General features: G+C 55.8%; 13 protein-coding genes and 1 tRNA gene. All 14 read left to right on the top strand.

The genetic code is table 11. From position 1 onward, the window contains the following. Window positions 1-31 precede the first annotated feature (31 nt). The gene (gene iorA, locus BLR80_RS05450) at window positions 32-1,807 is read left to right on the top strand and encodes an indolepyruvate ferredoxin oxidoreductase subunit alpha (protein WP_092077068.1); all 1,776 of its coding nucleotides are present in this window, start codon (window positions 32-34) and stop codon (window positions 1,805-1,807) included. Further along, the gene (locus tag BLR80_RS05445) at window positions 1,807-2,397 is read left to right on the top strand and encodes an indolepyruvate oxidoreductase subunit beta (RefSeq protein ID WP_092077066.1); all 591 of its coding nucleotides are present in this window, start codon (window positions 1,807-1,809) and stop codon (window positions 2,395-2,397) included. The genes iorA and BLR80_RS05445 overlap by 1 nt, the downstream gene beginning before the upstream one ends. A gap of 20 nt (window positions 2,398-2,417) precedes the next feature. Continuing rightward, window positions 2,418-3,719 carry a phenylacetate--CoA ligase family protein gene (locus BLR80_RS05440; RefSeq protein WP_092077064.1) on the top strand — a complete coding sequence of 434 codons (1,302 nt, stop codon included), beginning with the start codon at window positions 2,418-2,420 and terminating at the stop codon, window positions 3,717-3,719. A gap of 42 nt (window positions 3,720-3,761) precedes the next feature. Continuing rightward, window positions 3,762-4,193 carry an ACT domain-containing protein gene (locus BLR80_RS05435; RefSeq protein WP_092077062.1) on the top strand — a complete coding sequence of 144 codons (432 nt, stop codon included), beginning with the start codon at window positions 3,762-3,764 and terminating at the stop codon, window positions 4,191-4,193. Between the two features lie 24 nt (window positions 4,194-4,217). Beyond that, on the top strand, window positions 4,218-5,531 hold the full coding sequence (locus BLR80_RS05430) for a phenylacetate--CoA ligase family protein (RefSeq protein WP_092077438.1): 1,314 nt from the start codon (window positions 4,218-4,220) through the stop codon (window positions 5,529-5,531). A gap of 55 nt (window positions 5,532-5,586) precedes the next feature. Then, window positions 5,587-5,663 (top strand) — tRNA-Pro (locus BLR80_RS05425). 241 nt (window positions 5,664-5,904) lie between these two features. Beyond that, entirely contained in the window at window positions 5,905-6,273 is a 369-nt protein-coding gene (locus BLR80_RS05420) for a response regulator (RefSeq protein WP_092077060.1), read from the top strand. Further along, window positions 6,273-6,803, top strand: coding sequence for a hypothetical protein (locus tag BLR80_RS05415; protein WP_143012083.1), 531 nt, complete (start codon window positions 6,273-6,275; stop codon window positions 6,801-6,803). Before BLR80_RS05420 ends, BLR80_RS05415 begins: the two co-directional genes overlap by 1 nt. Window positions 6,804-6,859: 56 nt before the next feature. Continuing rightward, entirely contained in the window at window positions 6,860-7,741 is an 882-nt protein-coding gene (locus BLR80_RS05410; RefSeq protein ID WP_092077056.1) for a c-type heme family protein, read from the top strand. 142 nt (window positions 7,742-7,883) lie between these two features. Next, window positions 7,884-9,158, top strand: a complete 1,275-nt coding sequence (locus BLR80_RS05405) for a response regulator (protein ID WP_171906332.1) — start codon at window positions 7,884-7,886, stop codon at window positions 9,156-9,158. 19 nt (window positions 9,159-9,177) lie between these two features. Beyond that, the gene (locus BLR80_RS05400) at window positions 9,178-10,002 is read left to right on the top strand and encodes a chemotaxis protein CheW (protein WP_171906331.1); all 825 of its coding nucleotides are present in this window, start codon (window positions 9,178-9,180) and stop codon (window positions 10,000-10,002) included. A 6-nt stretch (window positions 10,003-10,008) separates the two neighbouring features. Further along, window positions 10,009-12,273, top strand: coding sequence for a hybrid sensor histidine kinase/response regulator (locus BLR80_RS05395; protein WP_092077050.1), 2,265 nt, complete (start codon window positions 10,009-10,011; stop codon window positions 12,271-12,273). 64 nt (window positions 12,274-12,337) lie between these two features. After that, the gene (locus tag BLR80_RS05390; protein WP_171906330.1) at window positions 12,338-14,254 is read left to right on the top strand and encodes a methyl-accepting chemotaxis protein; all 1,917 of its coding nucleotides are present in this window, start codon (window positions 12,338-12,340) and stop codon (window positions 14,252-14,254) included. Between the two features lie 11 nt (window positions 14,255-14,265). Continuing rightward, window positions 14,266-14,586, top strand: coding sequence for a c-type cytochrome (locus tag BLR80_RS05385; RefSeq protein ID WP_092077046.1), 321 nt, complete (start codon window positions 14,266-14,268; stop codon window positions 14,584-14,586). Window positions 14,587-14,763: the final 177 nt, after the last annotated feature.

The raw sequence follows: 14,763 nt of genomic DNA, 5'->3' as shown, positions 1-14,763 counted from the left end.
CCCCACGACCGTTTTTTAAGCGAGAGGTGACATGAACCGTAAAATGCTTTCTGGTAACGAAGCCATTGCCCGCGGTGCCTTTGAGGCCGGTGTGCGACTGGCGGTGGCTTATCCGGGCACCCCGAGTACCGAGATTCTGGAGAACTGCACCCAGTACCCGTCCATAGATGCCTCCTGGGCTCCTAATGAGAAGGTGTCGCTGGAGGTGGCGATTGGTGCCTGTTTCGGTGGTGCCCGCAGTCTGGTGGCCATGAAGCATGTCGGGGTCAATGTCGCGGCTGACCCGCTGTTCACCCTGTCCTATACCGGCGTGGTGGGTGGGCTGGTGCTGGCGGTAGCGGATGACCCGGAAATGCATTCATCGCAGAACGAACAAGACAGTCGTCATTACGCCAGGGCGGCCAAGGTGCCCTTGTTTGAGCCAGCTGACAGTCAGGAGGCGCTGGAGTTTACCCGCTTGGCTTTCGCTGCCAGTGAGCAGTTCGATACGCCGATTCTGTTGCGCACCACTACCCGTATCGCTCACTCCAAATCCATTGTCACGCTCGGGGAGCCCTTGACTGGCCTGCCGCAGCCGGCTTTGCGTAAAGATCCGCCCAAGTTTGTCATGCTGCCGGGCAACGCCCGTAAGCGGCATCTGGTGGTGGAAGAGCGTTTGCAGCGCATGGCCGATTGGGCCTGTAGCCAGCCGTTTAACCGCATCGAGGAACGCAGCGATGAGGTCGGTGTCATTACCGCCGGGGTGGCCTATCAGTACGCCCGCGAGGTGCTGCCCGAGGCCTCGGTGCTGAAACTCGGCCAGGTCTACCCGCTGCCTTTGGCTCTGGTGCGTGATTTTGCCACTCGTTTCAAGACGCTTTATGTGATTGAGGAGCTTGAACCCTTTATTGAAGAGCAGGTACGGGCGTTGGGATTTGATGTCATCGGCAAGGATCGGCTGTCCCTTTGTGGTGAGCTGACACCGGGCCGTCTGCGCCAGGGGCTGCTGAATCAACCCATTGCGACGGCCTTCAGTGCCGGCGAGGATCTGCCGCAGCGGCCGCCCAATCTTTGTCCCGGCTGTCCTCATCGCGGGGTGTTTTATGCCCTCAACCGGCTCAAGGCCTTTGTTACTGGCGATATTGGCTGCTACACCCTGGGCTTCATGCCGCCGTTATCGGCCATGGATACCTGTGTCTGCATGGGCGCCAGTGTTGGCAATGCCGCCGGTCTCAACCGCGTGCTGCCGGCAGAGGACAAGCAGAAGGTGGTGGGTGTCATCGGCGATTCCACCTTCCTGCACACCGGTATCAATGGTCTGATGGATATGGTCTATAATGGTTCCACCGCCACCCTGGTCATTCTGGACAATCGCATTACCGCCATGACCGGTCGGCAGGAAAACCCGGCGTCCGGTTACACCCTGGCTGGCGTCAGCAGCAAAGAGGTTGATCTGGAGCAGCTGTGTCGCAGTGTCGGTGTGGAGCATGTGCGCCTGGTGGATCCCTGGGATCTGCAGGGTACCGAGACGGTGATCCGCGAGGAAATGGCGCGGCCGGCGCCTTCGGTCGTTATCGCGCGCGGCCCCTGTGTGCTGATCAAGCGCGATGTCGGCCAGCGCAAGCCGCCTCTGTTGATCGACGAAGGTCGCTGCACAGGTTGCAAGGCCTGCCTGAAGATAGGCTGTCCGGCCATTTCCTGGCAGGCGGACAAGGGTGAGCGGGGGCAGGCGGTGGTGGATACACTGCTCTGTGTCGGCTGTGGCATCTGCGCCCAGTTGTGCCGTTTTGATGCCTTTTCACTGGCCGGCGAGGGAGGAACCAACTGATGGCGAAAACAACGAACATTCTGCTGGTTGGTGTTGGCGGCCAGGGTATCCTGCTGGCCAGCGAGGTGCTGTCCGAGGTGCTGATGCTGGCCGGATTTGATGTGAAGAAGAACGAGATTCACGGCATGTCGCAACGGGGCGGGAGCGTGGTGTCCCATGTCCGTTATGGCGCGAAGGTCTATTCGCCGATTATTCCTGAAGGTGAGGCCGATATCCTGTTCGGTTTTGAACTGCTGGAAACCTGTCGCTATTTGTCCCTGCTGCGGGCTGAGGGTCAGGTGGTCAGCAACAGCCTGCGCATCATGCCGCCGGCAGTGGCAACGGGGCGCGAGACCTATCCGGCCGATTTGCAGCAGCGCATCAGCCGGCAGGTGCCGCGTACCCGTCTGATCGATGGGCTGCAGCTGGCGTTGCAGGCTGGCAATGCCCGCACCGTCAACACGGTGTTGCTGGGGGCGCTGTCCTGCCTGCTGCAACTGGACGAGGCGTTATGGCTGGAGGCGTTGCGGACAATGGTGCCGCAACGTTTCATCGATGAAAATCTACGGGCTTTCGAACTTGGCCGACAAGCTGGTCAGGCGGCGGCCTGATCCGCTGCGCGAGGTGTTGCATGCTGTGGAATGACGAATTCGAGACCCTGCCGCGCGAGGCCATTGAGGCTTTGCAGCTCAAACGTTTGCGCCAGACACTGGAGCGGGCCTATGCCGCCGTGCCCTTTTACCGGCAGCGCTTCGGCGCGGCAGGGGTCAGTCCGGCGGATCTGCGCAGTCTCGCTGATCTGCGGCGCTTTCCGTTCACGCTCAAACAGGATATGCGCGACAACTACCCCTATGGCCTGTTCGCTGTGCCTCTTGATCAGATCGTGCGCATCCATGCCTCCTCGGGTACCACGGGCAAACCGACGGTGGTGGGCTATACTCGGCGCGATATCGATAACTGGGCCGAGCTGATGGCGCGCTCCTTTGTCGCTGCCGGCGCCACCCGCGGTGATGTCATTCACAACGCCTATGGTTACGGTCTGTTTACCGGCGGGCTCGGCGCCCATTATGGCGCCGAGCGCCTGGGGGCGTCGGTGATTCCCATGTCTGGTGGAAACACCAAAAAACAGATTCTGATCATGCGGGATTTTGGCTCGTCGGTGATCACCTGTACGCCGTCCTATAGCCTCTATCTGGCCGAGGCGCTGGCGGAAGAGGGGGTTGATATTGCCAGCCTCAAGTTGCGTATTGGCATTCTCGGAGCCGAGCCCTGGAGCGAGTCGATCCGTCGTGAAATTGAAAGCAAGCTGGGCATCAAGGCCATCGACATCTATGGGTTGTCCGAGATCATGGGACCGGGTGTGGCCATTGAATGTGTCGAGGCGCAGCAGGGGCTGCATATCTGGGAGGATCATTTTATTCCCGAGATCATCGACCCCGACAGTGGCGAAAATCTGCCTGACGGTGAGCGCGGTGAACTGGTGATCACCACCATCACCAAAGAGGGTATTCCGATGATCCGCTATCGTACCCGCGATATTACGCGCATTATTGCCGAGCCCTGCATCTGTGGTCGTACCCATCGGCGACTGGAGCGCATGAGCGGTCGCAGCGACGATATGTTGATCATCCGCGGGGTCAATGTGTTCCCGTCGCAGATCGAAAGCGTGCTGCTTACCATCAAGGGCATCGAGCCGCATTACCAGCTGATCGTGGATCGCGAGGACAATCTCGACACCCTGGAGGTACAGGTCGAGGTGACCGAGCAAACCTTTTCCGACGAAATCAAGGTTTTGCAGGAACGCAGTGATAGCATCCGCAAGGCCATCAAGGATTTGCTCGGCATCACCTGCAAGGTGCGGTTGGTGGAGCCTAAGACCATTGCCCGCAGTGAAGGTAAGGCTCAGCGGGTAATTGATCGGCGGCCGAAATAGGCTTTTGTTCCCGTTCCTTTTCACTCAAGCGGCGAGGTGCGCATGAAGGTAGAGCAGATCTCCATTTTCATCGAGAACAAGTCGGGTCGGCTGGCCGAGGTTACCCAGGCCCTGGGCGATGCTGGTGTCAATATTCGGGCTCTCTCTTTGGCCGACACCTCCGATTTCGGCATTCTGCGGTTGATTGTCGATAAGACCGACCAGGCGTTGACGGCCCTCAAGGGGCGCGGTTTTACTGTCAGTAAAACCGAGGTGGTGGCCGTCGAGGTGCCGGATCGGCCCGCCGGACTGGCCAGTATTCTTGGGATTCTCGATGGTGGTCAGGTCAATGTCGAATATATGTACGCCTTTGTCGAGCGTTGTGGCGGCAATGCCGTGATCATTTTCCGTTTTGATGACGCTGAAGCCGCCATTCGGGTGCTGCTGCAACAGGGTGTCCATGTGCTGGAAGGAGAGCGCGTCTACAGCATGTAGATGACCGGGGTTATGACCGCTGAAATGACTATCTGGGATCGCCAATACGAATGTATGCCCCGTGAGCAGCTGCGCGAGCTGCAGCTGCAGCGGTTGCAGCAGACCTTGCGCCGCGTTTATGCCCAGGTGCCCTGCTATCAGAACAAGTTCAGGGACCTGGGTGTCGAACCCGGTGACATCCGCAGTTCGGAGGATCTGCGCCATTTGCCGTTCACCACCAAGGAGGATCTGCGGCTCAACTATCCCTATGGCATGTTCGCTGTGCCTATGCGTGAGGTGGTACGTATTCACTCCTCGTCCGGTACCACGGGCAAGCCGACGGTGGTGGGCTACACTCGCAACGATATTCGGGTCTGGTCCAACCTGGTGGCCCGTTTCATGACCGCCGCCGGTGTCACGGCTGATGATATTGTTCATATCGCTTTTGGTTACGGCCTGTTCACCGGCGCCTTCGGTCTGCATTATGGTTCGGAGGAGATTGGCGCCTCGGTAATTCCCATCTCCAGCGGCAACACCGACAAACAGCTGATGATCATGCAGGATTATCGCTCCACGGCGTTGGTCTGCACGCCATCCTACGCCCTGACTCTGGCGGATCGGATGCAGCAAAAAGGTATCGCACCGGAGGCGTTGGCTCTGAAATATGGTCTGTTTGGTGGCGAACCCTGGAGCGAGGAGATGCGGCGGGAGATCGAGAACCGACTGGGCTTGGTGGCGACGGATAACTATGGCCTGTCAGAGGTAATGGGGCCGGGCGTGGCCGGTGAATGCCAGTGCCAGAACGGCATGCATCTGTTTGAAGATCATTTCATTGCCGAGATCATCGATCCGGAAACCGGAGCCGTGCTTGATGCGGGCGCCGAGGGAGAATTGGTGTTGACCAGCATCACCAAGGAAGCCTTCCCCATTATTCGTTACCGTACCCGCGATATCACGCGGCTCGATGAGACGCCCTGTGCCTGCGGGCGGACTCTCGTGCGCATGATGAAAACCAGCGGCCGCAGCGACGATATGCTGATCATCAAGGGAGTCAATGTCTTCCCGACCCAGATTGAAGAGGTTCTGTTCCAGGTGGAGGGCTGTCAGCCTCACTATCAGCTGGTGATTGAGCGCGAGGGGACCCTTGATACGCTGGAGGTGCAGGTTGAGGTTAACGAAAGTATTTTCTTCGATGAAATGAAGAAACAACGCCAGTTTGTCGACATGTTGCAAAAACGGCTGTTGTCGGCATTGGGGGTTGGTGCCCGTGTCAAACTGGTCGAACCCTCCAGTATGCCGCGGTATGAAGGCAAAGCCAGTCGTGTGATTGACCGGCGGCGGCTGGTCGATAAAAAGTGATAAAATCAACTTGACTTCGATGGCTAAATGCAAGACAATCCGCAGCGTTCAACGTCGGGGCGTAGCGCAGCCTGGTAGCGCACATGCATGGGGTGCATGGGGTCGGAGGTTCAAATCCTCTCGCCCCGACCAATAAAAAAATGAGAGCTGAATCTGCTTGCCGGGTTCAGCTTTTTTTGTTTGGTGTGCAGGGGCAATGGCCGTTGCGTTGTTTAACGGGGTATTTCCGTTAAAAGACGCTATCTGAGGTTGGTCTTGAGGGCGATGAAATCTGAATGTTAGGTTGTTAATAGCGAATACGGATGATTGGTGTATTCATTGCAATGTGCACGGATTTGTTTTCTGTGCTCTGCTCAAGTGGGGAGGAGTTTCGATGGCGAAGATATTGGTGGCAGATGACAGTAAAACCGAGTTGGCGTTTCTTCTGGATATTCTTAAGGGAACCGGCCATGAAATCGTGACGGCAGTTGATGGTTTGCAGGCTGAAGAACGGGCCCGCGCCGAACGTTTTGACCTGATTTTTCTTGATGTGATCATGCCGAACAAGAATGGTTTTCAGGTCTGTCGTGCGCTGAAGCGCGATCCGTCGCTTAAGCAGATACCCATTATTCTGACAACCTCAAAATCAGGTGAGAGTGACAAGTTCTGGGGCAAAAAACAGGGTGCTGATGAGTATATCGTCAAGCCCTACGAGCCTGTCGATATTCTGCTGGCAGTTAAGAAGTATCTCGGAGGTATCTAGTGGATCTGTCTGCGGTTGTTAGACGCTACGCTGCCGAAGGAACCGGTCAGTTGGTGTTGAAGTTTGCCGAGACGCCGCATTTGTGCAAGATTGCCATCGAGGACGGAGAGGCGGTGTATATCCGCTTGGGCCTGCTTGATCCGCAGCAGACGCTAGAGTTCATTCTCGGGAAGACGCCTCTTGAGGCAAGCTTTATCAAGGGGGTGCGTTCACGTCACCGCCTTGATGCTCCCATCACTGCTGCCCTGTTGCAGCAGGGTGGTAGCTCGACAACGACAGCAGAAACGGTGACCAGCACCCAGGCCGGCAGCGGCGGAATCCTGATGGGGTCCCAGGTTGAGCAAATGCTCTCTGCCTATGTCGACATTGTTGGCCCGTTGGGAGTGGTTATGGCAGAAAAGTATCTGCAACAGATTGGTTATCATCGTGGCGATAGCATCAAGAGTGAGTCTTTCCGTTTTTTGCTCAATCAGTTGCTGATGGATGTGCCTGCCAATCTGCGTGAACAGTTTCTTTCAGCCTGTCGCTGATCAAACGGAAACATTTCCTATTCCTGTTTTGTCCCCGTTTACTGAAGGAGCACCGGATGTTGAAAAATCTGTCCATTCGCAAGCGCATTGTCGTCATGCTGGCAGTGGTATATGTGCTTTCCCTGCTGGTGGCTGTTGTTTCCGGCAGTTATGTTTTGCGCAAGGATGTTGAACGCGAAGCTCAGGAAAAAACGGATTTGTTTGCGGCGGTCATGACCAGTTCTGCCCGCTATCTGCACAACGTGATCCGGCCCAAGGCAGAAGAGCTGATTCCCGAGGACGCTTATTTCCCTGAAAGTGGGGTCGGGGTGCTGATGCTGACAGAGACCGCCCGCTACATTCAGGAAATTTATCCGGAATATATTTTTCGTTATGCTTCGCCCAATCCACTGAACCCGGAAAGCTTGGCTGATGCTTTCGAGGATGGCGTCATCTCGGACTTCGAGGACGGGCGCTACACGCAATGGAAGGGCTTTACTGAACGCGAAGGGGTACAGTTTTATGCGGTAGCCCGTCCGCTGATTGCCGGATCGGATTGTATCAGCTGTCACGATGTGCCGGAGGTTGCTCATCCGAGTCAGGTAGAACGCTACGGAACCCGCTCCGGATATGGTTACGTTGAGGGTGACGTTGTCGGGGCACGATTTATCTATGTGCCTGTTGAGTTGATTAAAGAGCAGGCATATAGTCGCATTCTTTATTTTTCAATTGCATTTAGCATTTTCTTCCTTGTTGTTATGTTTGCAGTCGACCGTTTTATTGTCAGTAGCATTGTAAAACCAATTGAACACATCGTTTCAGTCTCAGAAAACATCAGTAGAGGTAAGCTGGATTGTCAATTTAATGTTAAAACGAATGACGAAATAAGACTCCTTGCGGATGCATTTGACCGGATGAAGGTTTCTTTGTCGAAAGCAATGGACATTTTGCGTCAATAATAATGATGTTAGGTAATTGTGCTAACTTTGAATTGAAAACTTCGGGAATGTAATTCTGCAGGTTTGCAGTCTTCCTGTACAGGCCTGCCGAGCCGTTGGCTGTGAAGGGATTCATTTTATGTCAGATCGTCCGAAGAAGGTTTTGGTTGTCGATGATTCTCCGACGGTTCGGCGACTGGTCGAACTGGTTCTGAGTCAAAACGGTTATGAGATTTTCAGTGCAGAGGATGGTGAAACAGGTCTTAAACTGGCGCAGCAGCATTGTCCTGACGTGATTCTGGTCGATTTTGTTATGCCGCGTATGAACGGCCACATGTTCTGCAAGGCCCTGCGTCAGGATGCGCACTTGAGTAAGATCCCGGTCATTTTGATTTCATCAAAAAGTGAGGTGGTCGGACAGGCTTTCGAGGAAAGCTTCGGGATCGTTCATTATTTCACTAAGCCCTTCGAACCTGAAGAGCTCGTGGCTAAAATTCGCGAGGTTTGTCGGCCTGATGAGTCCGTTGCTACTGTGCCTGCTGCTGAGGTTTCATTGGCCGATCAACAGCGTCCTGATGCGCCAGTGGGGGATGTCGAAGCGCTGCTTGATTCCATTAATGAACGATTTGACCGTGTAGTCCGGCATTATTTTCAGAAGGATTTTCCGGTTCTGATGAAAAATGTGCTGTCGGACACCTTGCGTGAAACCGGCCTTATCAAACATCAGACCCTGATTCTATCCGGTGACCTTTGCCGGACCTCGCTTGCCGAGGTTCTGTGCTTTTGCATGCATTGCCGTCATGGTGGCCGTTTGTCGGTTTTTTCTGCCGATACCTTTGCTGAAATCTTTCTTGAGCAGGGACGGTTCGTTTTTGCTACTGCCAGCCAGAAAGGCAAGCATTGTTTTCTTACCGACCTGATTTGTCAGGACGATCGTTTTAACTGTGATCGTATGCAACTGCAGCAGGTGGTACAGGAAGCGCGTGAAAAGAATCTTCCTATCGGCCGAGCCCTGGTAGCTCATAATCTGATCAGCGAAGAGGATCTGATGTATTACCTGCGGCAGCATGCCCAGCAGGCGCTGACCACTGCTCTGGCGGTCAGGGAAGGAAATTTCTTTCTTGAGCAGGATGCCTTACCCTTCAATCTGAAGGATATCCGTTTCCGCTTACCCCTCTATGAAGTTTTGCTGCCGGGAGTTCGCCAGTTGCTGGTCCCGGCCGATTTTTTTAGTGCTGATCAGATTGTTCAGCGTCTGCCGAGTTGCGCGGAGGCCTTGCAGAACGAGTTGTTGGAGGATGCCGAAGAGCGGGTTGCCTTGCTCCTTGACGGGAGTCGTACGCTGGCTGATCTGGTTGTCGAGTCAGGGTTGAATGCCGATTCGCTGCAGCAGATCTGTTTCGTGTTGCAGCAGTCCGGTTTGGCGAGTCTGCGTTGACTTCTGGGGGGGCAGACAGATGACCAACCTGCAGGAAAGCCTGATTCCCCTGTTCCTGACCGAAGCCGAAAGCGGTCTGGGTCAGTTGCGGGCTTTGCAGGCTGCCATTGAGCAGCAGCAGGTGACCGCCGATTTATTGGACGATGCCAGGCGTGCCGCACATACCATCAAGGGAACGGCGGCACTGGTAAAACGCCAGCAGGCGAGCGAACTGGGTCGTACTCTGGAGCTGTTGCTGGAGGAATGGATTGCGCAGGGTCGTTTATTGTCGCAGGCCGATGCCGACCAGCTGGAAAACCATTGCCGAGCGTTGCAGAACTGTCTGACTGTAACGACGCGGCCAGCTGATGGCGTTTCGACGGACGCTGTTGCTGATCGCTCCGGAATGACGGAACGCACGAGCGCTGAGGCTCTGGGCGGAGACCTGATCCGCGACTTTGCTTTGCCGTTCATGATGAAGCTGCATCAGAATGCCGCCGTAGCTGATGAACTGGTCCGGCCTGCCAGCTGCTGTTTTTATCTGCACCAGCAAACCTATGTCTTGCCGATCGATCAGGTGGCCGAGATTGTTCAGGCCGCGTCTGTAACGCCGCTGCCCTTTGCCCCACCGGCTGTTCTGGGCTTGTTGAATCTGCGAGGTGAGGTGGTGCCGGTTGTCAGCCCGAGGACTCAGACCGATCGGCGGGTGATGCTGATGGCGGGTTTTTTTGTGGTGGTGGCGTTCCACGGGGCAGACCGTATTGCGTTTGTCAGTGACCGGATTCCGCAGCTCAGCTTGGTGGAAGAACAGGGCCAGGTATTGGATGTTGCTGCATTCATTGAACTTCAGCGTGCAGGGATGTGACTTGGAATGATTTCGACGACCTCGGCACAGGAAATTTTCTCCGAAGAGGCTCTGGAACATCTCGACGTGCTCGAAGCTGGACTGCTGGCGTTGGAGGACGATCCGGGTGAACAGGCTAATCAATCCATGATTGATCAGCTGTTTCGCTCCGCCCATAGTCTCAAGGGCGCGGCTGCCTTGCTCAAGTATCAGGCGATCAGTGAAATCGCTCATGAAGTGGAAAATCTGCTGGAAGCCATCAAGTTAGGCACCCTGCATCCAGGCGAACGCTTACTCGACGCTCTTCTGGCGGCCATTGATGGCATGCGCACCCTGCTGCAGATGATCGGCCGGCCTGATTATGCTGATTTTTCTGCCTTGCAGGCTCTTCGTCTGTGTCAGCAGTTGCAGACAGCTTGTTCAAGCCAAGAGCCCGAGGAGGAAAAGGAATCAACGGCTGGAATCTTGGCTGCCCAAGTGCCGGGTCAGCGCCAGACCAGCAGCGTCAAGGTTGAAATTGATCAAATTGACCAGTTGATGCGGGTACTGGGCGAAATGACCATGACGAAAAATCATCTGCTTGAACAGGTTCAGCAGGCTGAGCAGATGAAGGAAGAGATCGATTTCGCCCAGGAACGTCTGTTGCGCGAGGTTCGTCGGTTTTCGGAACGCCATGAATATGCCCGACCCCAGGAGGCTGTCCCTGCCGATGGTGCTTCTCTCGTTGCCGATTTTGAAGAGCTCGAATTCGACCGCTATGATGAGCTGAATCTCTTTTCGCGCAAATTGCACGAAATGAGTAATGATATTCAGGAAGCCTTGGTGTCGATTCGTTCGGCCTTCGGCCAGATCAGTGTCGATGTCGAGGTGCTCGATCGCATGACTGCCGAACTTAAGGATCGGCTTTCGGTGATTCGAACCCTGCCGGTTGAACGTCTTTACCAGCGCTTTCGCCGGACTTTTCGCGATCTGGTGCGCGCCAGCGGTGTGCAGGCTGAATTGCGCTTTGAGGGTGGTGAAACGCGCTTGGGCCGCACCGTGATTGATGGTTTGTTTGACCCTCTGGTGCATCTGCTGCGCAATGCTCTGGCTCACGGCATCGAGTCAGTTGAAGAACGACGCGCTCAGGGCAAGCCTGACAGCGGTACCATCCGCATTCTGACGCAGCGGCGTGGTAACAGTGCCCTGATCCGTATTGAGGATGATGGTCGCGGTATTCCCCTGGAACAGGTTCGCCACAAGGCGGTCTCCTTGGGTTGGTTGGCAGCTGAAGAGCGGCCCGACGATCAGGCTCTTATCGATCTGATCTTTCGCCCAGGATTCAGTACCCGGTCAGCGGTGGACGACATTGCGGGACGCGGGGTTGGTCTTGACGCCGTGCTCAGTCGGCTGTCCGATCTGAACGGAACGGTCGATGTTGAAACCGATGCCGGCCGGGGAACCTGTTTCATTTTACAGATTCCTTTGTCATTGATCATCATCAACGTCATCCAGTTCCGTCTTGGGACGCAGCTGTTTGTCTTGCCTACCGCGTTGATCGAGGAAATCCAGAGTTGTATTGATATCCCTGCCGGTGCCCGTTTTATGCATCGGCAGGAGGAAAGCTATCGGCTGGTTGATCTCAATCACCTGCTGGCGCAACCCTGTCAGGATGACAGCCGGCGCTGTGTGCTGTACGTCAGAACCCTGGGGGCCCGACTGGGGCTGCTGGTGGAAGAGGTGATTAGTCAGGAAGATACCGTCATCCGCCCTTTCGGTCGTCTTTTGGCTGATATGCCGGTCTTTTCTGGTACCAGCGTTTCCGGCGGCGGGCAGATACGTCTGGTTCTCAATCCGGCGCGGCTGGCCCAGGTTGTCGACCAGGAGGCGGGAGGCGATCCGGCCGCAACAACGGGGGCCGTGACGCCTGCCAAGGCCGCAGTGGCGCGTGTGCTGGTGGTTGATGATTCCCTGAGTGTGCGTAAATATGCTTCCCTGATTCTCGAACATCAGGGTGTTGAAGTGTTTACTGCTACCAACGGACAGGAGGCTCTGGACCTGCTGCTTGATAAAGAGGTTGATCTGGTTCTCACTGACCTGGAAATGCCAGTGATGCATGGTTATGAATTGCTTGCCGAGATGCGACGGCGTGAAGCCCTGCGCCGTATCCCCGTGGTGGTCATCAGCTCACGCTCCGGTGAGGCGCATCAGAACAAGGCACGCCAGCTTGGGGCTGCCGATTATCTGGTTAAGCCCTTTGATGAACAGCGGCTGGTCGACATGGTACGGGAACACACGCTCTGCACGCTGTGACCTGCCGGGTTGCAGACCGCCCGACCCCTTATTCGGTCCATTTTTAAAAGGAGAGAGTTTCCTTATGGCGAAAAAGTCAGGAACCTTCTTAACTGTCCGGCAGATCACCCGCCGTAACCTGATTTCCATGGGGTTGTTGGTGCTGCTGTTGATCGGCGTGAATCTGGTCACCTATCATTTTTTGACTGGACAGGCCAGGCGTCAGGCCCAGATCAGCCTGGAACGGCTTGATGCGGTTGAACAGATGCTGGGGCAGCTCGGTCGTCTGCAGGTGGTGGAGCGCGAAATGGCGCTGGCGGCGCTGCAGCGGGACACCGTTCGGGTGGATGAACGTGGAGCACTGTTGACCGGCCAGCTACAGTTGGTCGCTGATCAGCTTGATGCCCTTACTGCTCTGGTGTTGCCGCCAATGCAGACCCAAGGGTTGGCCGAACACTGGCTTCGTCGTTTACAACAGCTGCTGCGCCTGGAGCGCCCCGACTATAACCGTTACCAGAACGAACGGCTGGTGGAACTGCTGACGGATATTTTCACTTCCCTTGAAGCCACGCTAGAGGAGACAGCCCAAGACCTGGGGCAGGGAGCGCGGCCTGAGGAGCTGGCTGGGCAATTTGCCGCCTATACGCAGGATGTGCGTGAGTTTATGGGCAATCTTGAACAGCTCAGGACAAATTTGGTTCGCACCCTGCAGCTCCAGCAGCGTCTGACCAAGCAAAACCGGATTTACTATCTGGGTGTTTCTCTGGTGGTTTTTCTCTTTGGTCTGGTGGTTCTTACGGTTGTGCGCTGGAATCGTCGGCTGGTGGCTTCGACCCAGCTGTTGCGTCAGGGTATCGACCGCATCCAACGTGCCGATTTCACCGAAATGCAGCTACAGCCCAAGGATGAAATTGCCGCCGCCGCCCTGCATTTCCAGCAGAGTATTGGTCAGTACAAGGACGCTATTCTGGCTGATGCCGAACGGGAGACCACTCAGGAACACCTGATTGGCTTTCTGGAGGTGGTCAGCGAGGCGGCTGATGGAGACCTGACCCTGAAGGCGCCGGTGACGGCTGATGCCTTCGGTTCCGTGGCGGATGCTTATAACCTCATGGTTGAAAGTTTGGCGGAGCTGCTCAAGGAAACACGCCGCAATGCCCAGGATGTCGGGGTGCAGTCGCGTAATCTGATTCAGATCTTTCAGGAAATGGAAATGGGTGGCGAAACCCAGTCGCGCCAGGTGGAGCAGGCGACCCAGGCCGTTCAGCGTTCAGCGACGGCGGCGCAGGATATTTCCGATAAGGCTGAGCTGGCCCAGAATGTTGCCAGTCTGGTCGATCAGGCGACGACCGGGGGGCATCGTCTGGTCAACGACAATATCGAAGGTATGCAGCTGATCCGTGTCACTGTACAGGTGATTAACAAGAAGATGAAGTCGCTTTCGGAACGTTTGCTGGAGATTGGCACCATCGCTCAGCTGATCTCGGAAATTGCCACCCGAACCACCATCTTGGCTATGAATGCTTCCATCGAGGCATCGCGGGCCGGCGAGCAGGGGCGTGGCTTTCTGGTCATTTCCGATGAGATCAAACGTCTGGCGGATAAATCGGCCGAAGCCACCAAACAGATTAACGGCATCATTAAGTCGATTCAGACTGAGGCCGGTGAGGTAACGGCCTCGCTGGATGAGGAAACCCGGACGGTTGAGCTTCAGACCCGGCTGGCACAGGATACCGGGGAGGCTTTTCATGCGATTCAGGAAGCCACTGGCCAGTCCCGGCAGGTCGTCAATGAGATTTCTCAGCTGTCGCGTCAGCAATTGGAGATGAACCGTAATGTGGAGCAGGCTATGCGCAAGGTGGCAGAGATTTCCGAACTGACCCTGCGTCAGGTCAGGGATTCCGCTGCTATCACCACCGGCTTGACCGAACAGTCGGGCGAACTGCTGGCCTCGATCGAGACCTTCCGTCTGCCGGAAGATGCAGACACGTCTTCACTTTAAAGGAGTCCGTCATGAACAAGGCACTGGTAACCGCAATGGTTCTGATCGCTGTAATTTTTCTTGCGGGACAGGCAATGGCAGCTGCCGACTGGCGCAAGGGCAAGAAACTGCACCGCGATGTTTGTATGCAATGTCACAAGAGCCGTGGTGCGGCAGACCGGCTGCAACTCAATGCGCGGACCAAGGCGCAGTGGTCGGAGTTCTTTCAGTCCGGCCCCACGTCGGCCCATCAGCCGGTCTGGCAGAAACTCAGCACCGAGCAACTGGGTGATCTGGAATTTTATTTTCAGAAATATGCCAAGGATGACAAGCAACTGCTGGGTTGCGGGTAGTAACCGAACCTGCTCTGTTGGTGAAAACAGATGGGGCAGACATGTGACGAGATCGGCAATAGCCGCAAGGAACCACCAGTTCCTTGCGGCGTTTTTATGGCGGATACAGCGCCCTGAACGGCTGGGGGCTATTCCTTTTCAAGGAAGGGCGGTGTGGCTGCCGGATAGCGTGGTGAC

It is taken from the genome of Desulfuromonas thiophila, assembly GCF_900101955.1.
Taxonomy (GTDB): domain Bacteria; phylum Desulfobacterota; class Desulfuromonadia; order Desulfuromonadales; family Desulfuromonadaceae; genus Pseudodesulfuromonas; species Pseudodesulfuromonas thiophila.
This window is presented reverse-complemented; position numbering and strand designations above follow the sequence as displayed.

Excerpts from the sequence above, each read along its gene's own strand:
- BLR80_RS05440 (WP_092077064.1), top strand. The coding sequence starts at position 2,418 with ATGCTGTGGAATGACGAATTCGAGACCCTGCCGCGCGAGGCCATTGAG.
- BLR80_RS05430 (WP_092077438.1), top strand. The coding sequence starts at position 4,218 with ATGACTATCTGGGATCGCCAATACGAATGTATGCCCCGTGAGCAGCTG.
- BLR80_RS05390 (WP_171906330.1), top strand. The coding sequence starts at position 12,338 with ATGGCGAAAAAGTCAGGAACCTTCTTAACTGTCCGGCAGATCACCCGC.
- BLR80_RS05395 (WP_092077050.1), top strand. The coding sequence starts at position 10,009 with ATGATTTCGACGACCTCGGCACAGGAAATTTTCTCCGAAGAGGCTCTG.
- BLR80_RS05420 (WP_092077060.1), top strand. The coding sequence starts at position 5,905 with ATGGCGAAGATATTGGTGGCAGATGACAGTAAAACCGAGTTGGCGTTT.
- BLR80_RS05435 (WP_092077062.1), top strand. The coding sequence starts at position 3,762 with ATGAAGGTAGAGCAGATCTCCATTTTCATCGAGAACAAGTCGGGTCGG.
- BLR80_RS05410 (WP_092077056.1), top strand. The coding sequence starts at position 6,860 with ATGTTGAAAAATCTGTCCATTCGCAAGCGCATTGTCGTCATGCTGGCA.
- BLR80_RS05445 (WP_092077066.1), top strand. The coding sequence starts at position 1,807 with ATGGCGAAAACAACGAACATTCTGCTGGTTGGTGTTGGCGGCCAGGGT.
- BLR80_RS05400 (WP_171906331.1), top strand. The coding sequence starts at position 9,178 with ATGACCAACCTGCAGGAAAGCCTGATTCCCCTGTTCCTGACCGAAGCC.
- BLR80_RS05385 (WP_092077046.1), top strand. The coding sequence starts at position 14,266 with ATGAACAAGGCACTGGTAACCGCAATGGTTCTGATCGCTGTAATTTTT.
- iorA (WP_092077068.1), top strand. The coding sequence starts at position 32 with ATGAACCGTAAAATGCTTTCTGGTAACGAAGCCATTGCCCGCGGTGCC.